The organism is Bacillus velezensis, assembly GCF_001461825.1.
GTDB lineage: Bacteria > Bacillota > Bacilli > Bacillales > Bacillaceae > Bacillus > Bacillus velezensis.
In genome coordinates this window covers 125,825-149,788 of the sequence record NZ_LLZC01000019.1, presented here as the reverse complement: position 1 = coordinate 149,788, position 23,964 = coordinate 125,825, and the positions used below count along the sequence as shown (strand labels likewise).

Here is a 23,964-nt window from a genome sequence, read left to right as displayed (position 1 = left end):
ATGGAAAACAAACCGTTAACACCGAGACAAATCGTAGATCGGTTGGATCAATACATTGTAGGACAGCAGGATGCGAAAAAAGCTGTCGCCGTGGCATTAAGAAACCGCTATCGCAGAAGTCTTCTTGATGAAAAACTGAGAGACGAGATCGTTCCCAAAAACATCCTGATGATGGGCCCGACCGGGGTGGGGAAAACAGAGATCGCCAGACGGATCGCCAAGCTTACCGGTGCGCCATTTATAAAAATTGAAGCGACAAAATTTACAGAAGTCGGCTATGTAGGCAGAGATGTCGAATCAATGGTCAGAGACCTCGTTGAGACATCCGTGCGGCTCATTAAAGAAGAAAAAATCAGCGAAGTGAAAGAACAGGCTGAAGAAAATGCAAACAAACGTATAGTGCGGCTTCTCGTTCCGGGAAAGAAAAAACAAGCGGGTGTGAAAAATCCGTTTGAAATGCTTTTCGGAGGAAGCCAGGCGGCAAATGATGATGAAGCCGACCAGCAGGAAGAAGCAAGCCTTGAAGAAAAAAGAAAACGCATGGCGCATCAGCTCGCATTGGGAGAGCTCGAAGACCATTACGTCTCCGTAGAGGTGGAAGAGCAGCAGCCGTCGATGTTTGACATGCTGCAAGGCTCCGGGATGGAGCAGATGGGCATGAATATGCAGGATGCGCTGAGCAATCTGGTGCCAAAAAAGAAAAAACGCCGCAAAATGACGGTCAGAGAAGCAAGGAAGGTTCTGACCAATGAAGAGGCAGGCAAATTAATCGATATGGATGAAGTCGGCCAAGAGGCCGTGTTAAGAGCTGAAGAGGGCGGCATTATCTTTATTGACGAAATAGATAAAATCGCAAAAAACGGAGGGGCTTCTTCCTCAGCAGATGTATCGAGAGAAGGCGTTCAAAGAGATATCCTTCCGATTGTCGAAGGCTCTACCGTCGTCACGAAATACGGCTCCGTCAAAACAGATCACGTGCTGTTTATCGCAGCCGGGGCATTCCATATGGCCAAACCGTCTGATCTGATTCCGGAGCTGCAGGGCCGCTTTCCGATTCGTGTAGAATTGAGCAAACTGACGGTAGATGATTTTGTGAAGATTCTCGTCGAACCCGATAATGCGCTGTTAAAACAATATCAGGCTTTATTGCAGACAGAAGGTATATCTCTTGAATTTTCTGACGAAGCTATTCGTAAGATCGCCGAAGTGGCTTATCATGTGAATCAGGATACGGACAACATCGGAGCGAGAAGGCTTCACACGATATTGGAACGTCTCTTGGAAGACCTGTCGTTTGAAGCGCCGGACGTAACGATGGAAAAAGTAGCCATCACGCCGCAATACGTTGAAGAAAAGCTCGGAACGATTGCAAACAACAAAGATCTAAGTCAATTTATATTGTGAAAATTTAATAAGAGGAATTCTAGGAGGATTATTTATCATGGCTTTACTACAAAAAACACGAATTATTAACAGCATGCTGCAGGCTGCGGCAGGCAAACCCGTAAACTTTAAAGAAATGGCTGAAACGCTTCGTGACGTCATTGATTCTAATATTTTCGTCGTCAGCCGCAGAGGAAAGCTTTTGGGCTACTCTATTAATCAGCAGATTGAAAATGACCGCATGAAAAAAATGCTTGAAGACCGCCAGTTCCCGGAAGAGTACACGAGAAATCTGTTCAATGTTCCGGAGACGTCTTCAAACCTTGATATCAACAGCGAATACACGGCGTTTCCTGTGGAAAACAGAGACCTGTTCCAAGCGGGCTTAACAACGATCGTGCCGATCATCGGCGGAGGAGAGAGACTGGGCACGCTCATTCTGTCCCGTCTGCAGGATCAATTTGAAGATGATGATCTCATTCTTGCTGAATACGGAGCAACCGTTGTAGGAATGGAGATTTTAAGAGAAAAAGCGGAAGAAATCGAAGAAGAGGCGCGAAGCAAAGCGGTTGTTCAAATGGCGATCAGTTCTCTGTCTTACAGTGAACTTGAAGCGATTGAGCATATCTTTGAAGAGCTTGACGGAAACGAAGGCTTGCTTGTGGCAAGTAAGATTGCGGACCGTGTCGGCATCACGCGTTCAGTCATCGTTAACGCGCTGAGAAAGCTGGAAAGCGCAGGCGTCATTGAATCCAGATCACTGGGAATGAAGGGGACGTACATTAAAGTTCTGAACAACAAATTCCTTATTGAATTGGAAAACCTTAAATCTCATTAAGACAAAAGCAGGATCCCTAAAAATGGGGGTCCTGCTTTTTTTATGGACAATAGGTGAAAAGTTGCAGTTTAAAGTTGCTTATTGGAATCTGATCTGAGATAATCCATCTTGCTGTGTGAAAAAAGGAGGAAGATACAGAAATTCTGCTATTTTCAGTCTTATATTAAACAAATCCTTGTAGTACAAATATTCTAGGACTTAATACCCACATGCAAAATAGATATAATTGAGTACTTTTTTTTAGCCTAACTTCATAGACTTTAAGCCTGTTATTTCTTACAATAAGCATATGGTTTTACAATTCTCGACAAGGATTTTTAGGAGAAAAATATCTGAAATGGAGGTAAGTGGATTTGGACTTATTTTCTGGAACTATACAAAATCTTGAGAATGCCTTGGGGAGAGCGGACATTAAGCAAAAAGTCTTAACTAATAATATCGCCAATATAGATACACCGAACTATAAGGCAAAAAAAGTCTCTTTCCGAAATTTGTTAGATCAGGAAACATCCAATCTTGAGGCTGTAAAAACCGACTATCGGCACGTTGACTTTACGGGTTCGGGGGACGATTATTCTATCGTGTCCAGCAGTGATACATCGTACCAGCAAAACGGAAACAATGTCGATATCGACAAAGAAATGACAGATTTAGCCGAAAACCAAATTAATTATCAGGCTTTGGTTGAAAGAATGAGCGGCAAATTCAATTCTCTGAAAACCGTCTTGACAGGAGGGAAATAATGAGTGGCTTTCAAAGCTTAAATATTTCGGGTTCCGCTTTAACTGCACAGCGTGTCCGGATGGACGTCGTGTCGTCCAACCTGGCCAATATGGATACAACGAGAGCGAAGCAGGTAAATGGCGAATGGGTGCCTTACAGAAGAAAGCTGGTATCTCTCCAATCCGGAGGCGAATCATTTTCGTCCCTTTTACATTCCAAGATGAACGGAACAGGAAGCGCGGGAAATGGCGTAAAGGTATCTGGTGTTACGGAAGACCCGTCCGCTTTTAATCTCGTTTATGATCCGGAGAATCCTGATGCGAATAAAGACGGATATGTACAAAAACCAAATGTAGACCCATTAAAGGAAATGGTGGATCTTGTCAGCAGCACGAGATCATATGAAGCAAACGTAACTGCATTAAACGCCTCCAAAGGCATGCTTTTGAAGGCCTTAGAAATCGGAAAGTAAGGTGATGTAAGTGGTTAACGCTATTACTCCTTTTCAGCTTCAACAAACCCAAAACACTCAAAACGTAACGAATCAATTAAACCAAACTCAAAAAACTGATTCTTCAAACCAAACAAGCTTTTCGGAGCTTTTAAAAAACTCTATTGATTCGTTAAATGAGTCACAAGTGAAATCTGACCAAATAACGAACGAACTGGCTGCAGGAAAGGATGTAAACCTTGACGAGGTCATGATCGCTGCCCAAAAAGCAAATATTTCTCTGACGGCCGCTACCGAATTCCGCAATAAAGCCGTGGAAGCCTATCAGGAGATCATGAGAATGCAGATGTAGTGGTCAGATTGAAGAGAATGACTGGAATGACCGGGGGTTAACATGAATCGTACTCTAATGCAAATAAAAACCAAAACGGCAGCGTTTTGGAACAACAGATCAAAAACACAGAAGATACTCATGGTAAGCGGCTTGGCCGCATTCATTATTTTACTCATCGTCGTTATTATTTTTACTTCGTCTGAAAAGATGGTGCCTCTTTATAAAGATTTGTCCGCGGAAGAAGCGGGGAAGATTAAAGAAGAGCTCGATACGAAAAAGGTGTCTTCTGAACTTGCTGACGGCGGCACGGTCATTAAGGTTCCTGAGAGCCAAGTGGATTCGCTTAAAGTCCAGCTTGCCGCAGAAGGCCTGCCGAAAACGGGATCAATTGATTATTCGTTTTTCGGACAAAATGCGGGCTTCGGCCTGACGGATAATGAGTTTGACGTTTTAAAGGTTGAGGCGACTCAGACCGAATTGTCAAACCTGATAAATGAAATGGACGGTATTAAAAGCTCGAAGGTCATGATCAATATGCCGAAAGAAGCCGTGTTCGTCGGTGAAGATCAGCCGGCAGCATCCGCTTCAATCGTTTTGCAGATGAAACCGGGCTACTCGCTTGATCAAAACCAGATCAACGGGCTGTACCATCTTGTTTCTAAAAGTGTTCCGAACTTAAAAGAAGATAATATCGTCATAATGGATCAAAATTCTACATATTATGACAAAAGTGACAGCGGTGCAGGGTCCGTTTCTGACAGTTATGCTTCTCAGCAAGGTATTAAGTCGCAGGTCGAAAAGGACATTCAAAAACATGTTCAGTCACTGCTCGGCACAATGATGGGGCAGGATAAGGTCGTTGTTTCCGTGACGGCGGATATTGACTTCACGAAGGAAAAACGCACTGAAGACACTGTCGAACCTGTCGATAAAGATAACATGGAAGGCATAGCGGTAAGCGCCGAAAAAGTTGCGGAAACGTATAAAGGCGACGGCGCGGCCAACGGCGGCACGGCCGGAACGGGAAGCAATGACACCGCGAATTATGCCGAGACAAACGGCGGTTCAAATAGCGGGGACTACGAAAAAAGCAGCAATAAAATCAACTATGAAGTCAACCGCATTCATAAAGAAATCGCTGAAAGCCCGTATAAAGTGCGTGATTTAGGCATTCAGGTCATGGTGGAGCCGCCTAATCCGAAAAATGCCGCTTCCTTATCAGCACAGAGACAGGCTGATATACAGAAGATTTTAGGAACGGTCGTCAGAACGTCTCTTGATAAAAACGAAACGCAAAATCAAAACCTGACAGACAATGATATCAACAATAAAATCGTTGTATCCGTTCAGCCGTTTGACGGAAAAACAAGCCTGAACACAGATTCGGCACAATCTTCAGGTCTTCCGATCTGGGTATACATTACAGGCGGCGTACTGCTTGCGGCCATTATTCTGCTTATTATTCTCCTTATCAGAAAGAAACGCTCACAAGAGGATGAATACGAAGAATATGAATATGAAACGCCGCCGGAGCCGGTTCGATTGCCTGATATCAACGAAGAGAAAATTGAAACGGAAGAAACAGTCAGACGAAAACAGCTTGAAAAAATGGCTAAAGAAAAACCGGAAGACTTTGCTAAATTGCTTCGAAGCTGGCTGGACGAGGATTAGGGGGAATGGAAAATGGCGAAACGTGATCAGAACAAGCTTACAGGAAAACAAAAAGCAGCCATCCTCATGATTTCCTTAGGCCTTGATGTATCAGCTTCTGTGTACAAGCATTTGTCTGAAGAAGAAATTGAAAGATTGACACTCGAGATTTCGGGAGTCAGAAGCGTCGATCATCAAAGAAAAGATGAAATCATTGAAGAATTTCATAATATCGCAATCGCTCAGGACTATATTTCACAAGGCGGTTTAAATTACGCCCGCCAAGTGCTTGAAAAAGCGCTCGGAGAAGACAAAGCGGTAAGCATTTTAAACAGGCTCACCTCTTCTTTGCAGGTAAAGCCGTTTGATTTCGCGAGAAAAGCGGAGCCCGAACAGATTTTAAATTTCATTCAGCAGGAACATCCGCAAACGATGGCGCTGATTTTATCCTACCTTGACCCGGTGCAGGCCGGACAGATTTTGTCTGAGCTGAACCCGGATGTTCAGGCTGAGGTGGCAAGAAGGATTGCGGTTATGGACAGAACGTCTCCTGAAATCATAAATGAAGTGGAGCGGGTCCTTGAACAAAAGCTGTCCTCCTCCTTTACGCAGGACTATACGCAGACCGGCGGCATAGAAGCCGTTGTTGAAGTGTTAAACGGCGTAGACAGAGGAACGGAAAAAACGATTCTTGATTCATTAGAAATCCAAGATCCTGAGTTGGCGGATGAAATCAAAAAACGGATGTTTGTCTTTGAAGATATTGTCACCCTTGATAACCGTGCGATTCAGCGCGTGATCAGAGACGTTGAAAACGACGACCTCCTGCTTTCATTGAAGGTTGCGAGCGAGGAAGTCAAAGAAATCGTCTTCAGCAATATGTCACAGCGCATGGTTGAAACGTTTAAAGAGGAAATGGAAATTATGGGGCCTGTGCGTTTGCGTGATGTGGAAGAGGCGCAATCAAGAATCGTGGGCGTCGTCCGCAAGCTGGAAGAAGCCGGAGAAATTGTAATCGCGCGAGGCGGAGGAGACGATATTATTGTCTAATATCATTAAACAGCAATCATCATTTTCTCCTGAACAAAAACGGCGCAAGCTTTCCTTGCAGGAAGTCAGGAAAACACATTCCCAGCCAGACCGGGAGGAACCCGAAAATCCAGAGGCTCTCATGGCTTTTGCCAAAGCAGAAGCCGACAGGGTGTCTGAAGAAGCGAAAAATCAATTTGAGCACACTCTTCGGCAGATTGAAGAAGAGAAACACCGCTGGGCGGAAGAAAAACAAAGATTGATAGAAGAAGCAAAGGCAGAAGGATATGAAGAAGGTATGGCATTGGGAAAAGCCGAGGCTCAAGCTGAATACGCCAATCTCATCAGCCGGGCCAATGCCGTTATGGAAATGGCGAGACAGTCAGTCGAGGAAAAACTGGAAAGCGCTGAGGAAGAAATCATTGAGCTTTCCGTTGCGCTCGCTAAAAAAGTATGGCGGCAAAAAAGTGATGATAAAGAGGCTTTCCTTCTGCTGGTCAAACAGGTAGTAGCCGAAGTAAAAGATTATGATGACATCTCCATCTATGTGGACCCTGAATATTATGAGACGGTTCATCAGCATATGGACGAAATTCAGCAGCTGTTATACAAAGAATGCAGATTAAGCTTATATGCAGATGAAAAAGCCGAGAAGGGAACGTGCTCGATAGAAACTCCGTTCGGACGTGTTGATGCAGGCATAGACACCCAGCTGATGCAATTAAAGCAAAAACTTTTAACGGCGCTTGAGGCGGGAGCGGAGCAATGAAGACACAGCATTTAATAGACTCAATTGAAACAGCGGATCCGTACAAACGCTACGGCAAGGTTAAACGGGTCATCGGGCTGATGATTGAATCAAAAGGGCCCGAAAGCTCAATCGGAGATGTTTGTCTCATTTATCCGAAAGGCCATGCGAAAAAAGCGATTAAAGCTGAGGTTGTAGGCTTCCAGGATGAAAACATTCTGTTAATGCCTTATCTGGAAGCGGCCAGCATCGCGCCGGGCAGCATTGTGGAGGCCACTGGGGAGTCGCTCCGCATCAAAGTAGGCGCGGGTTTAATCGGACAAGTTGTCGACGCGTTCGGCGAACCTCTTGACGGCCGGGCGCTTCCGAAAGGTTTGTCCCCCGTTTCGACGGAACAGCCGCCGCCAAACCCGATGAAACGCCCGCCGATACGGGAAAAGATGGGTGTCGGCGTCAGATCGATTGACAGTCTGCTGACGGTAGGAAAAGGGCAGAGAATCGGGATTTTTGCCGGAAGCGGAGTCGGAAAAAGCACCCTGATGGGAATGATCGCGAAGCAGACTGAAGCTGATTTAAACATTATCGCACTCGTCGGTGAACGGGGGCGCGAGGTGCGTGAATTCATCGAGAAGGATTTAGGTGAAGAAGGCCTGAAACGCTCGATCGTCGTAGTCGCGACCTCTGATCAGCCTGCCTTAATGCGTTTGAAAGCGGCATATACGGCCACCGCCATTGCAGAGTACTTCCGCGATAAAGGCCGGAATGTGATGTTCATGATGGACTCCGTCACGAGGGTCGCGATGGCTCAGCGGGAAATCGGCCTGGCAGCGGGGGAACCGCCGACAACAAAAGGATATACACCTTCTGTGTTCGCTATTTTGCCCCGTTTGTTGGAAAGAACGGGCGCGAATGAACAAGGAACGATAACCGCTTTTTATACGGTTCTCGTTGACGGAGATGATATGAACGAACCGATTGCCGATACGGTGCGCGGAATATTAGACGGGCATATCGTTCTCGATCGGGCGCTTGCCAACAAAGGGCAGTTCCCGGCCGTGAATATCCTGAAAAGCATCAGCAGGGTCATGTCTAATATTTCAGACACATCGCATATAGAGGCGGCCAACAAATTCCGCGATCTTCTGTCAACTTATCAAAACTCTGAAGATCTCATTAATATCGGAGCTTACAAAAGAGGGTCATCAAGAGAAATTGATGAAGCGATTCAGTTTTATCCGCAGCTTATTCAATTTTTAAAACAAGGAACGGAAGAACCTGCTCAATTGGAAGACAGCATTGCGGCATTGACGAGTCTGACAGGAAAAGAGGAATAAACATCGTGGCATACCAATTCAGATTTCAAAAGCTGCTGGAATTAAAAGAAAATGAAAAAGACCAAACATTGACTGAATACAGACAATCGGTTTCTGAATTTGAGACAGTGGCTGAAAAACTATATGAAAATATGAGCAAAAAAGAATTGCTCGAAAAAGACAAAGAATCAAAGCTGAAATGCGGGATGAGCGTTCAGGAAATGAGACATTATCAGCAATTCGTTTCCAATCTTGAGAACACCATCTATCATTATCAAAAGCTTGTCATCATGAAACGAAATGAAATGAATGAGAAGCAGGAACAGCTCACCGAAAAAAACATTGAAGTAAAGAAATTTGAAAAAATGCGGGAAAAACAATTTAATATGTTCGCACTTGAAGACAAAGCTGCAGAGATGAGGGAAATGGACGACATTTCAATCAAGCAGTTTATGATTCAGGGGCATTAGGAGCGAATGAAATGGCCGATAAAGAAAAGAGATCTGGAAAGTTCGGTTCAATCCTGCTTTTTATCATGATCCCGCTGATTTTTCTGATCATCGTCGCAAGCATCATCCTTTGGGCTGCCGGCGTTGATGTGATGAAGCCGATTCAGGAAACAGCCGCTAAAACGCCTGTTTTAAAAGAATTGGTTCCCGAAACGAAAGAAATGAAAAGCGCGGCGGAAAAGCAGAAGGAAGACAGAACGGCTTCTCTTGAAAAGACCATAAAGGAACAAAAAAGTGAAATTAACATTTTGAATAAAGATTTAGACACAAGCAAGTCCGAAATCGATAATCTGAATCAGAAAATCCGTTCACTGAAACAGGAAGCTGAACAGCAGCAGAAAACGAAGACGGATGAAACGAAAAAAGACGCTTCGGATTCAGCCGGAAAAGATAAAATGATCAACATCTATAAAAGTATGGACAGCGGTAAAGCGGCAAGCATTATCGTAAAGCTGAAAGAAAAAGAAGCCCTCGATATTTTAAACGGATTAAGTAAAAAGCAGCTTGCTGAAATCTTGACGAAAATGACTCCTGAACAAGCGGCTAAATATACAGAAAAACTATCCGCTGACGGAAATAAGGAGTGATGTAAGTTGAAGCTGCTTGAATTAACGGGTAATCGTACGCAGACTGCGCAAAACAGCAATGTGAAGATGAATGTAAACAGCTTAGGTCTATTTCAGAACTGGCTCCTGTCGGAAGTCACTTCTCCCCGGCAGCCCGGAGATGAAACAAAAACAAGTGACGCAGAGCTGAATGATGCCCTATCGAAAATCGGTGATTGGCTGAAAGCCGGCCCGGAAGATAAAGAATTGCAGCTGAAACAGCTGCTTGAGGCGGTAAAAGCTCTTGAAGGAAAGCAGACGGCTGAAACAGCTCTTCCTTTATTGAAACAGCTTGCCGAATCTGTTGAAGACATGTTAGCGGGAAAACAGCATGGGGGGAAGCCTGAAACGGATGAGCCGGATTCTTCCGCAAAAGACGGGGATTCCGTCAAGGATGCGCTTGAGAAGGGGCTGCTGTTCATTCAAGAAGCCGTATCCCAGCTCTTCACATCTCAGCAGGAACTGCCTGACAGCGCGCAGGCAAAGGCGGTTTACCAGGAAGGCGCCCGTTTATTAGAGGCATTGAAAAAACAAGGTGTCCCGGACCGCGTGATTCAAGACCTGCGGCAGACATTTTTTCCGAAAAACGAATCTGCATCTAAACTTTACTCCATGACAGCCGCTGAGCTGAAGAGCTTTCAAAGCGTCACGGAGCAGCTTGCGGGCCTTTCTCAAAAGGGGACAAAGGATTGGGATATGGCTGAAACTGAGCTGAAAGCTTTTGTGTTATCTCAATCATCTGAATCATCCCAAGAGTCAGCCGGGAAAACAGAACAGCAAAACGGCACGGTTTCTCACGCAAAGGCACCTGACAGCAAATTGTCTGCACATATACTGTTTTCGGGAACGAGAAGCCTTGCCGGCATTCAGCAAACGTCCGCAGGAGCTGAACAGCAGCCGGCAGAAAATAAACCGTTAACGGATCAGGTCATCAGCGGCTGGAAACAGATGAAATACACGCCTTTCGGGAAAACAACCGGAAGCTTTACGATTCGTCTTAATCCCGAGAACCTCGGATTTGTCACAATTAAGGTGACAAACGAAAACGGGATGTTTCAAAGCAAAATAATCGCATCCAGCCAGTCCGCGAAAGAGCTGCTGGAACAGCATCTTCCTCAGCTGAAACAGTCGCTTCCGAATATGTCGGTCCAGGTCGACCGTTTTACAGTCCCGCTTCAAAGCGGGGATCAGCAGCCTGTTTACGGACAGACGGCCGATCACAATAAACAGCAGCATCAGGGACAGAGAGAGCAGAAAAACCAGCAGCAGTCAGGCGATTTCGGAGATATGCTGGAGGAGCTTTCTCTCAATGAAATGGAGGAAGAATAGTTGACATCAGTAAACTCGGATTATGCCGCGGCGGGCGCTTCAACCACTTCAAGCGCGAAGAGCACCTCCGCAGTAAACAGCAGCACGAATTTAGGGAAAGACGAATTTCTGAAGATCTTAATGACACAGGTTCAAAACCAGGACCCGCTCAATCCGGTTGATGACAAAGAATTCATCAGCCAGATGGCGACATTTTCTTCATTGGAGCAAATGATGAATATGAATACGACGATGACTAAATTTGTAGAAAATCAAGATCCGTTTACGATGTATGTGAACTGGATCGGCAAAAATGTTACATTCAGCGACAGCGACGGGAAGGATCAGACAAGCCCGGTCAATTCAGTCAAGCATTCAAACGGCAATTACGTGCTCGTGCTTGAAAATGGCAAAGAGGTCAGTCCGTGGAATGTCACGGCCGTCAGCGAAACATCTAAATAAAAAGAAACCCAGGGGGAATTTAACATGTTACGTTCATTATATTCCGGTATCAGCGGCATGAAAAACTTTCAGACAAAACTAGATGTAATCGGCAATAACATCGCCAACGTCAACACAGTGGGATTTAAGAAAAGCCGCGTTACATTTAAAGATATGATCAGCCAGACAGTCGCCGGCGGTTCAAACGTGACCAATTCAAAACAAATCGGCTTGGGTGCCGCGACTTCTTCCATTGATGTCGTTCATTCAACCGGCGCCCCGCAGGCTACACAGAATAAAACCGACCTAGCCATTGACGGAGACGGCTACTTTCAGATTAATACAGGTGCGGGAATTGTTTACACACGTGCGGGGAATTTCGGAAAGGACAATCAAGGGAACCTTGTTACGACTGATGGGTACTACCTTGAAAAAATCGGCGGCGGCAAAATCAATATTCCGACTGATGCGAAAGATTACAGCATCGGTGCAGACGGAACCGTTACATACACTGATGCAGGGGATGAGGTTCATGATGCCGGACAAATCGGTCTGGTCACGTTCCCTAACAGCGCCGGTCTGGAAAAAATCGGAGGCAACCTTTACAGAGAATCATTAAGTTCAGGAGCTGCGAGCGCAGTCACCACTCCGGGCGAAAACGGAACGGGTAAGCTTTTGGCAGGCTATCTTGAAATGTCAAACGTAGATCTGACAGATGAATTTACCGAAATGATCGTTGCTCAGCGGGGTTTCCAATCAAACTCAAAAATCATTACGACTTCAGATGAAATCCTTCAGGAGCTGGTTAATCTGAAACGGTAAGGAGGGAGGAGAGGCGGTTAGGCCGCTTCTCCGGATTGCATGATTCAAGTCACCCGTTTAAACGGCCAGCCTTTTACGCTGAACGCGCTGTTTATCGAACAGATTGAGTGCTTCCCCGACACGACGATTACACTGTCCAACGGCAAAAAGTTCGTAGTGAAAGAACCGGAAGAAGCAGTTCTCAAAAAAGTCATATCGTTTTACCATAGCATACAAATATTTTCACTGGATCAGGGAATAGAGGAAGAAGAATGAAGAAAAAATTAGTCATCATTTTGCTGATTATTTTAATTGTCATCGCCGGCCTCGGAACGGCAGCATATTTTGTCGTCAGCGGAAATTCCGGCAAAGATAAAAAGCCGACAATTGACGAAGTCGTTGCAGCCACTGTGTCTGTCGACGATATCACGACAAACTTAAAGTCTGACAGCATCATCCGTATCGGCATCAAGCTTGAAACCGACTCGGCTAAAGCGAAGGAAGAACTTGAAAAACGCGATTTTCAGGTGAAAGACAACATCATTTCCATTTTAGCCGACACAAGCGCCGGAGAGATTGAGGGAGATAAAGGAAGAGAAGCGTTTAAACAATCATTAAAAGAGAAAGTAAACAGCTATCTCCAAGAAGGAAAAGTTCAGAAAGTGTACATTACCTCCTTTAATCTGCAATAAAAACAAATTTGACAGAATACGGAGGTGAAGAAAATGTCAGGAGAAGTTCTCTCCCAAAATGAAATAGACGCACTGCTTTCCGCCATTTCCACGGGTGAGGCGGATGCGGAAGAGCTGAAAAAGGAAGTAAAAGAGAAAAAAGTAAAGGTATATGATTTTAAACGGGCTCTCAGATTCTCGAAAGATCAGATACGCAGTTTAACCCGGATACATGATAACTTTGCGAGGCTTCTCACAACACACTTTTCCGCCAAGCTCAGAACGTATATTCATATATCCGTCAGCTCAGTTGATCAGGTGCCGTATGAAGAATTTATCCGTTCCATACCGAACATGACGATTTTAAATTTATTCGATGTCCATCCGATGGAAGGCAGAATCATGATGGAGGTTAATCCCACCATCGCATACGCAATGCTTGACCGCGTCATGGGAGGCATCGGCATCACTCATAACAAAGCTGACAGCCTTACGGAAATTGAAACGAATATTATTTCTAACTTATTTGAAAATGCACTGGGCAACTACAAAGAAGCGTGGCAATCGATTGCTGATATTGACCCTGAAATGACTGAATTTGAAGTGAATCCTCAGTTTGTACAGATGGTTTCCCCAAATGAAACAGTCGTTGTCATTTCTCTCAATACGCAGATAGGTGAAATCAGCGGTGTCATTAATCTTTGTATTCCCCATGTCGTACTTGAGCCGATTATCCCTAAGCTTTCCGTACATTATTGGATGCAATCAGACCGGAATGAAGCGAAGCCCGAAGAAACGAAGTTGCTTGAAAAGCGCATCATGACGGCTCAAATTCCCGTTGTGGCTCTCTTGGGCGCTTCTGAACTGACAATAGAAGAATTTTTAAGTTTGGAAGTCGGGGACTGTATAACTCTGGACAAATCAGTGACTGATCCTCTTACTGTATTGGTCGGAAACAAACCGAAGTTTTTAGGGCAGGCCGGCCGGGTGAATCGAAGACAGGCAGTGCAAATTTTAGATCACGACATAAGAGGTGAACAAGATGAACAATAGATTATCTCAAGATGAAATCGATGCTCTTCTTAACGGCACAAGCAGTCAATCAGAGGATACAGAACAGCCTCAAGAGGCGAACTTGTCTGAACTTGAGCGCGATGCGATCGGAGAAATCGGGAATATTTCGTTCGGCAGCTCGGCTACGGCGCTGTCCACTCTTTTAAATCAAAAAGTGGACATTACAACACCGAGTGTGACCGTCATTTCAAAAAGCAAAATCAGTGATGAATTTCCTCATCCGTATGTTGCCATTGAAGTGAACTACACAGAAGGCTTTGACGGCAGCAATTTGCTCGTCGTCGAACAAAGCGACGCGGCCATCATCGCGGATTTGATGATCGGCGGAGACGGCCTGGGCGCCGATCCGTCACTCGGTGAAATCCACCTGAGCGCCGTGCAGGAAGCAATGAATCAAATGATGGGCTCGGCTGCTACGTCAATGTCGACCGTGTTCAGTAAAAAGATTGACATTTCTCCGCCAAGGGTTGAACTTCTGGATGTGACGGAAGAAAAAGGGACCGACAGAATACCTGAGGATGACCTGCTCGTAAAAGTGTCATTCCGTCTGAAAGTCGGCGAATTAATCGATTCGAGCATCATGCAGCTTTATCCGATTACGTTTGCGAAAGATCTGATCGCAGAACTGATGACTGCAGACCAGCATGAGTCAGAGGCCGCAGAAACCGTATCAGAACCACAGGAAACATACGAAACGCCGCAGCCGGAACCTGCCATGCAGCCGGAGCCGCAGGCAAAACCCGAGCTTCCGAAGAGACAGGGAACCGCCAAAAAAGCTGCTCCTGTTCAAGTCGCTCCGGTGGAATTCCAGGCGTTTGATCATAACGAAGCGGCGCAAGGATCAAGGAATAACCTTGATATGCTGATGGATATTCCGCTTTCCGTTACGGTTGAGCTCGGCAGAACGAAGAGAAGCGTCAAAGAAATCCTTGAACTTTCTGCGGGAAGCATTATTGAGCTTGACAAGCTGGCTGGTGAACCTGTTGACATCCTGGTCAACCAGCGGATCGTGGCAAAAGGCGAGGTCGTCGTCATAGAAGAAAACTTCGGCGTGAGAGTCACTGATATTTTAAGTCAGGCAGACCGCCTTAACAATTTAAAATAAGCGAACATAGAGGAGAGAAACAGATTATGGCACACAGAATTTTAATTGTAGACGATGCAGCATTTATGAGAATGATGATCAAAGATATTTTAGTGAAGAACGGTTTTGACGTTGTAGCTGAAGCTTCAGACGGAGCGCAGGCAGTCGAAAAATTCAAAGAGCATTCCCCCGACCTTGTGACAATGGATATTACAATGCCTGAAATGGACGGGATTACAGCTTTAAAGGAAATTAAACAAATCGATCCGCAGGCGAAAATCATCATGTGTTCGGCTATGGGCCAGCAGTCAATGGTTATTGACGCGATTCAAGCCGGCGCAAAAGACTTTATCGTGAAACCGTTCCAAGCGGACCGCGTGCTTGAAGCCATTAATAAAACATTAAGCTAAAGGGTGTACGACTGTTGAAAAAGAGTCATGGTTTACTAGCTTTGATTTGTTGTTTCGTTTTACTCAATGTACATCCGTTCCCTGCTTTTGCGGCGGAGTCTGACAATTCCACCGTCAACGAATGGTTTGACAAACAATCAACAAACAAAACAGAGAAAAAAAGCGATACATCGAAACAAACGGCTGATCAAGAGATAGGGGATGCTTCTGCATCTTCTGTCTCCGCTTTTGATTTTGTAAAGATGATTGGGGCGTTATTATTCGTCATTCTGCTGATCTATGGATTTGTCAAACTGATGAATAGAAGAAACCGTCTGCTGAAGCCGTTTCAATATGTAGAAAATATCGGCGGAACGTCAGTCGGCCAAAACCGTTCCGTGCAGCTGATTAAAGTGGGAAACAGCGTTCTCGTAGTCGGTGTGGGCGAAACGATACAGCTTTTAAAAGAAATTGAAGATGAAAAAGAGCGCGAGGCGATTTTGAGCCAATACGAAGAGTCGATGTCTTCAAAAGTGGAATGGACCAAGCTCGTAAATCCGCGTAAGGATGGAGAAAAAAAGCCGCAAACGATGCTTCCGTCGTTTTCAAAAGCGCTGAAAGAACAGCTGAACGAGCTGAAACAAAGCCGTTCTGAAGGAAAGAAGAAAGGCCCTTATCATCATGAATGAATTTATTAACCTTTTTAATTCAAGCAGTCCGACCGAAGTCAGCTCCACTGTTAAATTACTGCTGCTTTTGACTGTCTTTTCAGTGGCGCCGGGGATTCTGATTTTGATGACCTGCTTTACGAGAATCGTCATCGTCCTGTCTTTTGTGAGAACCTCACTGGCGACGCAGAACATGCCTCCCAACCAGGTTTTAATCGGCCTTGCGCTGTTCTTGACGTTTTTTATTATGGCGCCGACTTTTTCAGAGATTAATAAGGAAGCCTTAACGCCGCTGATGGACAACAAAATCAGTCTCGATGAAGCATATACAAAAGCCGAGAAGCCGATTAAAGAGTATATGAGCAAGCATACAAGGCAGAAGGATCTGGCGCTGTTTATGAACTATGCCAAGATGAAAAAACCTGAATCGATTCAGGATATTCCTTTGACGACGATGGTGCCCGCTTATGCGATATCAGAACTCAAAACCGCTTTTCAAATGGGCTTTATGATTTTTATTCCGTTTTTAATTATCGATATGGTCGTGGCGAGCGTCTTAATGTCAATGGGAATGATGATGCTTCCGCCGGTTATGATCTCTCTGCCCTTTAAAATATTGCTTTTCGTTTTGGTCGATGGATGGTATTTAATCGTGAAATCTTTGCTTGACAGCTTTTAGGGTAGGTGCTAATTGTGAGTTCAGAATTTGTAATTTCCATGGCGGAAAAAGCCGTATATGTAACACTAATGATCAGCGGGCCGCTGCTTGCGATCGCGCTGATCGTCGGTTTGCTCGTCAGTATCTTTCAAGCGACAACTCAAATCCAGGAACAGACGCTTGCGTTCATTCCGAAAATCGTGGCGGTGATGCTTGGACTGATCTTTTTCGGTCCTTGGATGCTGTCGACGATTCTTTCGTTCACAACTGATCTGTTTTCTCATCTGAACCGATTTGCAGGGTAGAATCAAATGAATTCCATCATTGATTTATTTCCCGCTTTTTTATTGGTCTTTATCAGAATCTCTGCTTTTTTTGTAACGGTGCCGGTGTTCGGACATCGGAATCTGCCGACGGTTCACCGAATCGGCTTTGCTTTTTTTCTTTCGGTGATCTGCTTCAGCACGCTGAAACATGCGCCGGAAATAGAAATAGGGGAACAGTATATGCTGCTTGTCATAAAAGAGGCCGTTGTGGGCTTGAGCCTCGGGCTGATCGCTTTCATGATGATGACAGCCATTCAGATAGCAGGTTCCTTTATTGATTTTCAGATGGGCTTTTCCATCGCCAATGTCATTGATCCGCAATCAGGAACGCAAAGCCCGCTGATCGGACAATTCGTTTATACGCTTGCGCTGTTATTTATGCTCAGCGTAAACGCCCATTATCTTTTATTGGACGGGATTTATTACAGCTTTCAGTATATCCCGCTTGACCAGGCATTTCCGTCGTTTGGAAATGATCAGTTTGGACTTTTTATCGCAAAAAGCTTCAATGCCATGTTTATTATCGCTTTTCAAATGTCTGCGCCGGTTGTGGCCAGTCTGTTTTTAGTTGATTTGGCGCTCGGTATTGTAGCGAGAACGGTGCCGCAGCTGAATGTTTTCGTTGTCGGGCTTCCTCTGAAAATAGCCGTGAGCTTTATTATGCTGATCGTTTGTATGTCGGTGATGTTTGTCGTCGTCCGCAACATCTTCAGCCTTACCGTTGAAACCATGCGGAATCTATTGGCATTGGTCGGTGTGACATGATGAGACTCAGACTGAATCTGCAATTCTTTGCCGGTGAAAAAACGGAGAAAGCCACTCCGAAAAAACGGAAGGATACAAGAAAGAAAGGACAGGTCGCGAAAAGTACGGATGTGAATACAGCCGTTTCTTTACTGATTATCTTTCTTTCGCTGATCGCGCTCGGTCCTTATATGCGGGACAGGCTGCTGTCCTTTATTAAAACGTTTTATACGAAATCGATAACATTACACCTGTCAGCATCTGCCGTGCATGAACTGTTCGTGGATACGGTGAAAGATATCAGCCTCATCCTCGCGCCGATTATGCTGGTCGCGCTTGTGGCAGGTGTCGTGAGCAATTACATGCAGGTGGGTTTTCTGTTTTCTGCGGAAGTCCTCAAGCCTGACTTGAATAAGCTCAGCCCGCTGAAAGGATTTAAGCGGATTTACAGCATGAGGGCGATTGTTGAACTGGTCAAATCCATTTTGAAGATTACTGTGGTCGGTTTTGCCGCCTTTATGGTGCTCTGGCTTCATTATGGCGATATTCTTCGCCTTCCGCTTTTAACGCCTGCGGAAGTGCTCACTTTCGTTTCTAAGCTCACGCTTTGGATGGGGCTTGCGGGATCAGGGGCTTTAATGCTGCTGGCCGGGCTTGATTATTTATATCAGCGTTTTGACTATGAGAAAAATATCAGAATGTCAAAGCAGGATATAAAAGATGAATACAAAAAATCGGAGGGTGATCCGATAATCAAGTCCAAAATTAAGCAGAAGCAGCGGGAAATGGCGATGAGGCGGATGATGCAGGAAGTGCCGAAAGCGGATGTCATCATTACCAACCCGACCCATTATGCGATAGCTTTAAAATATGATGAAAAGAAAATGGACGCCCCTTACATTGTTGCCAAAGGGGTCGACCATCTCGCATTAAAAATCAGGCAGATCGCCAAAGAACACGATGTCATGACGATTGAAAACAGGCCGCTCGCGCGTGCGTTATATGATCAGGTTGACATTGACCAGGCTGTGCCGGAAGAGTTTTTCAAAGTCATTGCGGAAATTTTGGCTTATGTATATAAAACGAAACAAAAAGTATAGTGAATTTCAGATTCAAAAGGAGAGAAAAACAGCATGTCAACAAGAGATTTATCGGTTTTAATAAGTGTTGTCCTCATTGTGGCAATGCTGGTGATTCCATTCCCTCCATGGTTGTTAAGTATTTTGATCATCATTAATATCTCTCTTGCGTTGATCGTGCTTCTCACCACAATGAATATGCAAGAACCGCTGCAATTCTCGATATTCCCGTCATTGCTGCTGTTATTGACGCTGTTTCGGCTTTCGCTCAATGTGTCGACGACACGTTCGATTCTTTCTCACGGAGAAGGGGGAAAGGTTGTTGAGACATTCGGGAATTTCGTTGTCGGCGGAAATGTGCTGGTAGGGCTTGTTGTCTTCATTATCTTGATTATTATTCAGTTTATCGTCATTACAAAAGGCGCCGAGCGGGTATCGGAAGTGGCGGCGAGATTTACGCTCGATGCGATGCCCGGAAAGCAAATGAGTATTGACGCGGATTTAAATGCCGGCATGATTACGGAGCAGGATGCAAAGCACAGACGTGAAAAAGTCGCCCGGGAAGCCGATTTTTACGGCGCCATGGACGGTGCGAGCAAATTCGTCAAAGGGGATGCCATCGCGGGTATCATCATCGTGATGATCAATATTATTTTCGGAATCGTAATCGGCATGCTGCAGCAGGGGATGAGCATACAAGAAGCTGCGTCTCACTTTACAATGCTGACGGTCGGTGACGGTATCGTTTCTCAAATGCCGGCCTTGCTCATTTCAACGGCTACGGGGATTGTCGTGACGAGAGCGGCATCTGAAGGAAACCTCGGTCATGATATTACAGGCCAGCTGTTTGCTTATCCGAAGCTCTTGTATGTAGCCGCGGGAACTGTACTTTTGCTCGGTCTTCTTACACCGATCGGCATTCTGCTGACGGGACCGATCGCCGGTCTGCTTGCATTCGGCGCTTACATGCTGTCCAAAACGGATAAGCCGAGCGAAGAAGAGGAAGAAATTCTTGAAGAAGAGGCTCAGGCGGATGAACTGAAAAGCCCGGAAAGCGTCGTGCAGCTTTTACATATTGATCCGATTGAATTTGAGTTCGGATACGGACTCGTGCCGCTTGCAGACGCGGGGCAGGGCGGTGATCTTCTTGACCGCATCGTCATGATCAGACGTCAGCTTGCGCTTGAATTGGGACTTGTCATTCCGGTTGTGCGCATCAGGGATAACATCGCGCTCCAGCCGAATGAATACAGATTGAAAATTAAAGGCAATGAAGTCGCTAAAGGAGAGCTCCTGCTGGATCATTACTTAGCGATGTCACCGACGCCTGAAGATGACGTCATTGAAGGAATTGAAACGATTGAACCGTCGTTCGGACTTCCCGCAAAATGGATCAGCGAAGCTGCGAAAGATGAAGCGGACATGCTGGGGTATACAGTTGTTGATCCGGCGTCAGTCGTATCTACGCATATTACAGAAAAAATTAAGCAGCATGCCCATGAACTGGTCGGCAGACAGGAAACAAAGCAGCTGATCGATCATCTGAAGGAAAATTATCCTGTGCTTGTTGAGGAAGTCACGCCAAACCCTCTTTCTGTCGGCGATATTCAAAAGGTGCTTGCCAAATTGCTGAGAGAAAAAGTGTCAATCAGAAACTTGGTGACCATTTTTGAAACTCTTGCCGATTACGGAAGATTAACGACAGATTCAGACCTTTTGACAGAATACGCGAGACAGTCGCTTGCCAAACAAATCACGGCACAATATGCGAGAGAGCATGAAACGCTGAAGGTCATCACATGCTCAGGCCGGGTGGAAAAAGCGATTGCAGACGGGGTACAGCAGACTGAACAGGGCAATTACCTGTCACTCGACCCTGAGGTTTCAGACAGCATCATCCGTTCTGTCGCTAAAGAGGCCGAGCAGCTTTCCATCCGTCAGGAGTCAGCGATTCTTCTTTGCTCGCCTGCTGTCAGAATGTATGTTAAACAGCTGTTAGAACGGTATTTCCCTGATCTTCCGGTTCTTTCTTATAATGAGCTGGAAGCAAATGTTGAAGTACAGAGCATTGGAGTGGTGGATATTTAATGAAAATAAAAAAAATTACAGCCGCTTCAATGCAGGATGCCGCGAAGCAAATCAAAAAGGAACTCGGCAATGATGCCGTTATTTTACATTCCAAACAAGTAAAGAAACGAAAATGGCTGGGGCTGCGGCCGCAGCAGGCCGTTGAAGTGATAGCGGTTTTAGATCGTGACGTCAGGGAAGCGAGAAAAACGCCGCCGGCTGCCGCTGAAGAAATGAAAAAGACGGAAACGGCGGAGAAAGCTGAGCCTGTTCAGCCGCCGCGTCTTCCGGATCAAAGCATTTCCGGCGAACTGGCGCATTATAAAGAAGTGCTCCCTGAACCATTAAAAAAAGCCGAGAGACTATTGAAGCAAGCCGGGCTTCCTGATCATACGCAAAACGCCGTTCTCAGTGAATTGCTCCGTTCTTCAATTGTTTCCGGAGATTTAACTGAAGATAATGTCAGCTCAAAACTGCAGGATTTGTTAGTGAAAAAACTCCCTTCGGCAGACAGGTGGCAGGAAGGGATTCAATCAAAATACGTCGTGCTTTTCGGTTCAACCGGGGCCGGCAAAACGACTACACTTGCGAAACTCGCGGCCTCATCAATGCTGACAGAGCATAAAAAAATTGCATTTATGACGACGGATACTTACCGGATTGCCGCGGTCGAGCAGCTGAAGACATATGCGGAGCTGCTTCAGGCTCCTCTTGAAGTATGCTATTCAAAGGAAGAATGTCTGAAGGCACTGGAAAAATTCGCTGAATATGACCATGTTTTCATTGATACAGCCGGTAGAAACTTTAAAGAAGAGCAGTATATTACGGAATTACAAGAGATGATTCCGTTTGAATCAGGCTTACAATCCTTTCTCGTATTATCAGCATCTGCAAAATATGAAGATATGAAACAGGTGCTGAAACGTTTTTCCGGTGTGCCGGTCAATCAATTCATTTTCACGAAAACGGATGAAACCGCCTCACTCGGCTCCGTGTTTCAAGTGCTGTCGGAATCAAGAATCGGCGCCGCCTATTTGACAAATGGACAGGATGTGCCTGAGGACATCCTATCGGCTTCACCAAAAGAGTTTGTAAGGATGCTTTTGACATGAAACCCGATCAGGCAGAGTCATTAAGAAGGAAAATGAGAGAGCGGCAAATGATCAAGCCGGAGCTTTATGAGAAAAAAGCGAAGACATTAGCCGTCATCAGCGGTAAAGGCGGCGTCGGAAAATCTAATTTAACATTAAACATGGCAGTTGCCCTGCAGGAAAAAGGAAAAAAAGCACTCATCATTGATCTTGACATCGGAATGGGCAACATTGATGTGCTGATCGGCGCTGCTTCTTCCCGCACCATTATTGATGTGATGGAGAATCGGCACGCATTGGCGCAATCACTGTCCTCCGGTCCGAAAGGCCTTCGGTACATATCCGGAGGAACGGGGCTTGAGGCGATCTATCAAGCTGACGGAGAGAAGTGGGCGGCTTTTATGAATGGTCTTTCCGCTGTATTAAGCGATTTTGATTACGTTCTGTTTGATATGGGAGCGGGACTTTCAAACGAACAGCTGCCGTTTATTTTATCGGCGGAAGACATTCTCGCCGTGACAACGCCTGAGCCGACGGCCATTATGGATGCCTACAGCGCGATCAAACATCTTTTGCTCGCGGATGAACGGCTGACCGTAAACATTGCCGTCAATCGCGCCCGCTCCCAAAAACAGGCGCTGGACACGTACAACCGCCTTTCTCATGCGATTCACACGTTTTTAGGCGCGGAAGTGCGTTTCGCCGGCTCCATACCCGATGACCCGCTAGTAAGTCAAGCCGTCATTGACCAGGTGCCTTTTTTAATAAAAAGTCCTCAAGCAAAAGCCAGCAGGTCCGTCCGTCTTCTGACGGATGTCTTGTTTCAAACGGAAGAAAACAAACCAAGAGAAGAGAAACCGGCATTTATTGAGAGATTATCTTCTTTTTTATTGAGGAGGACTTTACAGTGATTCGTGTGCTTGTCGTTGATGACTCAGCTTTTATGAGAAAGATGATTACCGATTTTCTGGCTGCGGAAGTGCAGATAGAAGTCATCGGGACAGCCAGAAACGGGGAAGAGGCGCTGAAGAAAATAGAGCTTCTCAAACCGGATGTTGTCACGCTTGATATTGAAATGCCGGTCATGAACGGAACGGATACATTGCGGAAGATCATCAGCATATATAAACTTCCCGTAATCATGGTATCGAGCCAGACACAACAAGGGAAGGACCGAACGATCAACTGCCTGGAAATGGGCGCTTTTGATTTTATCACCAAGCCTTCCGGAGCGATTTCCCTTGATCTTTATAAAATTAAAGAGCAGCTGATTGAGAGGGTGATTGCAGCCGGGCTGTCCCGCGCACAAAAACCTGAGGCGGCAGTGAAAGAGTCTTCTATCCCGGAACGTCCGGCTTTAGCGGGATTTGAAAGACCGAAAGCAAAATCCGCCAAGCAGGCCGTATTCATCGCGACCTCTACAGGCGGACCGCGGGCTCTGCAAAAGGTGATTCCGAAACTGCCGAAGGATTTAAAGGCGCCTGTATTTGTCGTTCAGCACATGCCTGAAGGCTTCACCGCTTCACTTGCAGACAGACTCAACCATTTGTCAGATATTCAGGTCAAAGAAGCGGAAAACGGTGAAGAAGCGAAAGACGGATGGGTGTACATCGCGCCCGGCGGAAAAAATATGACGGTTGCAGAGGAAGGCGGAAGGCTCCGCATCATTCTTGACGTTCATGATACGGAAAGCCGGCATAAACCGTCAGCCGATTATTTGTTTCGGTCGGCAAGCCGCTTATCCGATTACGAAAAGGTAGCCGTCATTATGACCGGCATGGGCAGCGACGGAACCGAAGGCGTAAAAGAAATGCTCAGAACAGGCGGCGTTAAAACGATTGCGGAATCGGACGAATCCTGTGTTGTGTTCGGAATGCCGAAGTCAGCGATAAAGGCGGGCCTCATTCATGAGATTAAACATGTGGAAGATATCGCGGCATCCATCACCGGATGTGTGAAAAAAGAGAGGGTGTGAATCAA

28 protein-coding genes are annotated in these 23,964 nt (G+C 45.7%); all 28 read left to right on the top strand.

Going from position 1 to position 23,964, the window contains the following annotated elements:
* Positions 1-1,404: an ATP-dependent protease ATPase subunit HslU gene (gene hslU / locus AR442_RS11440; protein ID WP_007611413.1), complete on the top strand. Its 1,404-nt coding sequence runs from the start codon at positions 1-3 to the stop codon at positions 1,402-1,404.
* A gap of 37 nt (positions 1,405-1,441) precedes the next feature.
* Positions 1,442-2,221 carry a GTP-sensing pleiotropic transcriptional regulator CodY gene (gene codY, locus AR442_RS11435; RefSeq protein ID WP_003154263.1) on the top strand — a complete coding sequence of 260 codons (780 nt, stop codon included), beginning with the start codon at positions 1,442-1,444 and terminating at the stop codon, positions 2,219-2,221.
* A 353-nt stretch (positions 2,222-2,574) separates the two neighbouring features.
* Positions 2,575-2,964 (top strand): flagellar basal body rod protein FlgB, encoded by a 390-nt coding sequence (flgB, locus tag AR442_RS11430; RefSeq protein WP_003154260.1) that lies wholly within the window; start codon positions 2,575-2,577, stop codon positions 2,962-2,964.
* Positions 2,964-3,416 carry a flagellar basal body rod protein FlgC gene (gene flgC / locus AR442_RS11425; RefSeq protein WP_003154259.1) on the top strand — a complete coding sequence of 151 codons (453 nt, stop codon included), beginning with the start codon at positions 2,964-2,966 and terminating at the stop codon, positions 3,414-3,416. The genes flgB and flgC overlap by 1 nt, the downstream gene beginning before the upstream one ends.
* A gap of 10 nt (positions 3,417-3,426) precedes the next feature.
* A complete protein-coding gene (gene fliE, locus AR442_RS11420; protein WP_007409777.1) occupies positions 3,427-3,747 on the top strand; it encodes a flagellar hook-basal body complex protein FliE in 321 nt (106 codons plus the stop codon).
* 42 nt (positions 3,748-3,789) lie between these two features.
* Positions 3,790-5,400, top strand: a complete 1,611-nt coding sequence (fliF, locus tag AR442_RS11415) for a flagellar basal-body MS-ring/collar protein FliF (protein WP_014417768.1) — start codon at positions 3,790-3,792, stop codon at positions 5,398-5,400.
* Between the two features lie 12 nt (positions 5,401-5,412).
* Positions 5,413-6,429, top strand: coding sequence for a flagellar motor switch protein FliG (fliG, locus tag AR442_RS11410; protein WP_003154256.1), 1,017 nt, complete (start codon positions 5,413-5,415; stop codon positions 6,427-6,429).
* A complete protein-coding gene (gene fliH, locus AR442_RS11405) occupies positions 6,422-7,177 on the top strand; it encodes a flagellar assembly protein FliH (protein WP_014417769.1) in 756 nt (251 codons plus the stop codon). The genes fliG and fliH overlap by 8 nt, the downstream gene beginning before the upstream one ends.
* Positions 7,174-8,490 (top strand): flagellar protein export ATPase FliI, encoded by a 1,317-nt coding sequence (gene fliI, locus AR442_RS11400; protein ID WP_014417770.1) that lies wholly within the window; start codon positions 7,174-7,176, stop codon positions 8,488-8,490. The genes fliH and fliI overlap by 4 nt, the downstream gene beginning before the upstream one ends.
* A 5-nt stretch (positions 8,491-8,495) precedes the next feature.
* Complete coding sequence (fliJ, locus tag AR442_RS11395) at positions 8,496-8,939, top strand: flagellar export protein FliJ (RefSeq protein ID WP_003154253.1); 444 nt, start codon at positions 8,496-8,498, stop codon at positions 8,937-8,939.
* Positions 8,940-8,950: 11 nt separating this feature from the next.
* Complete coding sequence (locus AR442_RS11390) at positions 8,951-9,565, top strand: MotE family protein (protein ID WP_015388236.1); 615 nt, start codon at positions 8,951-8,953, stop codon at positions 9,563-9,565.
* A 6-nt stretch (positions 9,566-9,571) separates the two neighbouring features.
* Positions 9,572-10,912 carry a flagellar hook-length control protein FliK gene (locus tag AR442_RS11385; protein WP_053284993.1) on the top strand — a complete coding sequence of 447 codons (1,341 nt, stop codon included), beginning with the start codon at positions 9,572-9,574 and terminating at the stop codon, positions 10,910-10,912.
* A complete protein-coding gene (gene flgD / locus AR442_RS11380; protein ID WP_007409782.1) occupies positions 10,913-11,353 on the top strand; it encodes a flagellar hook assembly protein FlgD in 441 nt (146 codons plus the stop codon).
* Positions 11,354-11,377: 24 nt separating this feature from the next.
* The gene (gene flgG, locus AR442_RS11375; RefSeq protein WP_007409783.1) at positions 11,378-12,154 is read left to right on the top strand and encodes a flagellar basal body rod protein FlgG; all 777 of its coding nucleotides are present in this window, start codon (positions 11,378-11,380) and stop codon (positions 12,152-12,154) included.
* Between the two features lie 39 nt (positions 12,155-12,193).
* Positions 12,194-12,409: a swarming motility protein SwrD gene (gene swrD / locus AR442_RS11370; protein ID WP_003154243.1), complete on the top strand. Its 216-nt coding sequence runs from the start codon at positions 12,194-12,196 to the stop codon at positions 12,407-12,409.
* The gene (gene fliL, locus AR442_RS11365; protein ID WP_014417773.1) at positions 12,406-12,825 is read left to right on the top strand and encodes a flagellar basal body-associated protein FliL; all 420 of its coding nucleotides are present in this window, start codon (positions 12,406-12,408) and stop codon (positions 12,823-12,825) included. The genes swrD and fliL overlap by 4 nt, the downstream gene beginning before the upstream one ends.
* A gap of 33 nt (positions 12,826-12,858) precedes the next feature.
* Entirely contained in the window at positions 12,859-13,857 is a 999-nt protein-coding gene (fliM, locus tag AR442_RS11360) for a flagellar motor switch protein FliM (protein ID WP_003154240.1), read from the top strand.
* Complete coding sequence (fliY, locus tag AR442_RS11355; protein WP_014417774.1) at positions 13,847-14,983, top strand: flagellar motor switch phosphatase FliY; 1,137 nt, start codon at positions 13,847-13,849, stop codon at positions 14,981-14,983. Before fliM ends, fliY begins: the two co-directional genes overlap by 11 nt.
* 26 nt (positions 14,984-15,009) lie before the next feature.
* Positions 15,010-15,372: a chemotaxis protein CheY gene (gene cheY, locus AR442_RS11350; RefSeq protein ID WP_003154238.1), complete on the top strand. Its 363-nt coding sequence runs from the start codon at positions 15,010-15,012 to the stop codon at positions 15,370-15,372.
* 14 nt (positions 15,373-15,386) lie between these two features.
* Positions 15,387-16,040 (top strand): flagella biosynthesis regulatory protein FliZ, encoded by a 654-nt coding sequence (gene fliZ / locus AR442_RS11345; protein ID WP_003154237.1) that lies wholly within the window; start codon positions 15,387-15,389, stop codon positions 16,038-16,040.
* Positions 16,033-16,698 (top strand): flagellar type III secretion system pore protein FliP, encoded by a 666-nt coding sequence (gene fliP / locus AR442_RS11340; RefSeq protein ID WP_007409786.1) that lies wholly within the window; start codon positions 16,033-16,035, stop codon positions 16,696-16,698. The genes fliZ and fliP overlap by 8 nt, the downstream gene beginning before the upstream one ends.
* Positions 16,699-16,712: 14 nt before the next feature.
* Entirely contained in the window at positions 16,713-16,982 is a 270-nt protein-coding gene (gene fliQ, locus AR442_RS11335; RefSeq protein WP_003154234.1) for a flagellar biosynthesis protein FliQ, read from the top strand.
* Positions 16,983-16,988: 6 nt separating this feature from the next.
* Positions 16,989-17,768, top strand: a complete 780-nt coding sequence (gene fliR / locus AR442_RS11330) for a flagellar biosynthetic protein FliR (protein ID WP_053284992.1) — start codon at positions 16,989-16,991, stop codon at positions 17,766-17,768.
* Positions 17,768-18,847 (top strand): flagellar biosynthesis protein FlhB, encoded by a 1,080-nt coding sequence (gene flhB, locus AR442_RS11325; RefSeq protein ID WP_014417776.1) that lies wholly within the window; start codon positions 17,768-17,770, stop codon positions 18,845-18,847. The genes fliR and flhB overlap by 1 nt, the downstream gene beginning before the upstream one ends.
* A gap of 33 nt (positions 18,848-18,880) precedes the next feature.
* Positions 18,881-20,914 (top strand): flagellar biosynthesis protein FlhA, encoded by a 2,034-nt coding sequence (gene flhA / locus AR442_RS11320; protein WP_014417777.1) that lies wholly within the window; start codon positions 18,881-18,883, stop codon positions 20,912-20,914.
* Entirely contained in the window at positions 20,914-22,005 is a 1,092-nt protein-coding gene (gene flhF / locus AR442_RS11315) for a flagellar biosynthesis GTPase FlhF (RefSeq protein WP_014417778.1), read from the top strand. The genes flhA and flhF overlap by 1 nt, the downstream gene beginning before the upstream one ends.
* Positions 22,002-22,895 (top strand): MinD/ParA family protein, encoded by an 894-nt coding sequence (locus tag AR442_RS11310; protein WP_014417779.1) that lies wholly within the window; start codon positions 22,002-22,004, stop codon positions 22,893-22,895. Before flhF ends, AR442_RS11310 begins: the two co-directional genes overlap by 4 nt.
* The gene (locus AR442_RS11305) at positions 22,892-23,959 is read left to right on the top strand and encodes a protein-glutamate methylesterase/protein-glutamine glutaminase (protein WP_007409791.1); all 1,068 of its coding nucleotides are present in this window, start codon (positions 22,892-22,894) and stop codon (positions 23,957-23,959) included. The genes AR442_RS11310 and AR442_RS11305 overlap by 4 nt, the downstream gene beginning before the upstream one ends.
* The last annotated feature ends 5 nt before the right edge of the window (positions 23,960-23,964 follow it).

Excerpts from the sequence above, each read along its gene's own strand:
- AR442_RS11390 (WP_015388236.1), top strand. The coding sequence starts at position 8,951 with ATGGCCGATAAAGAAAAGAGATCTGGAAAGTTCGGTTCAATCCTGCTT.
- fliY (WP_014417774.1), top strand. The coding sequence starts at position 13,847 with ATGAACAATAGATTATCTCAAGATGAAATCGATGCTCTTCTTAACGGC.
- fliG (WP_003154256.1), top strand. The coding sequence starts at position 5,413 with ATGGCGAAACGTGATCAGAACAAGCTTACAGGAAAACAAAAAGCAGCC.
- fliP (WP_007409786.1), top strand. The coding sequence starts at position 16,033 with ATGAATGAATTTATTAACCTTTTTAATTCAAGCAGTCCGACCGAAGTC.
- flhA (WP_014417777.1), top strand. The coding sequence starts at position 18,881 with ATGTCAACAAGAGATTTATCGGTTTTAATAAGTGTTGTCCTCATTGTG.
- fliI (WP_014417770.1), top strand. The coding sequence starts at position 7,174 with ATGAAGACACAGCATTTAATAGACTCAATTGAAACAGCGGATCCGTAC.
- fliM (WP_003154240.1), top strand. The coding sequence starts at position 12,859 with ATGTCAGGAGAAGTTCTCTCCCAAAATGAAATAGACGCACTGCTTTCC.
- fliF (WP_014417768.1), top strand. The coding sequence starts at position 3,790 with ATGAATCGTACTCTAATGCAAATAAAAACCAAAACGGCAGCGTTTTGG.
- fliR (WP_053284992.1), top strand. The coding sequence starts at position 16,989 with ATGAATTCCATCATTGATTTATTTCCCGCTTTTTTATTGGTCTTTATC.
- codY (WP_003154263.1), top strand. The coding sequence starts at position 1,442 with ATGGCTTTACTACAAAAAACACGAATTATTAACAGCATGCTGCAGGCT.
- flgG (WP_007409783.1), top strand. The coding sequence starts at position 11,378 with ATGTTACGTTCATTATATTCCGGTATCAGCGGCATGAAAAACTTTCAG.
- flgC (WP_003154259.1), top strand. The coding sequence starts at position 2,964 with ATGAGTGGCTTTCAAAGCTTAAATATTTCGGGTTCCGCTTTAACTGCA.
- fliL (WP_014417773.1), top strand. The coding sequence starts at position 12,406 with ATGAAGAAAAAATTAGTCATCATTTTGCTGATTATTTTAATTGTCATC.
- swrD (WP_003154243.1), top strand. The coding sequence starts at position 12,194 with ATGATTCAAGTCACCCGTTTAAACGGCCAGCCTTTTACGCTGAACGCG.
- flhF (WP_014417778.1), top strand. The coding sequence starts at position 20,914 with ATGAAAATAAAAAAAATTACAGCCGCTTCAATGCAGGATGCCGCGAAG.
- cheY (WP_003154238.1), top strand. The coding sequence starts at position 15,010 with ATGGCACACAGAATTTTAATTGTAGACGATGCAGCATTTATGAGAATG.
- flhB (WP_014417776.1), top strand. The coding sequence starts at position 17,768 with ATGAGACTCAGACTGAATCTGCAATTCTTTGCCGGTGAAAAAACGGAG.
- AR442_RS11310 (WP_014417779.1), top strand. The coding sequence starts at position 22,002 with ATGAAACCCGATCAGGCAGAGTCATTAAGAAGGAAAATGAGAGAGCGG.
- hslU (WP_007611413.1), top strand. The coding sequence starts at position 1 with ATGGAAAACAAACCGTTAACACCGAGACAAATCGTAGATCGGTTGGAT.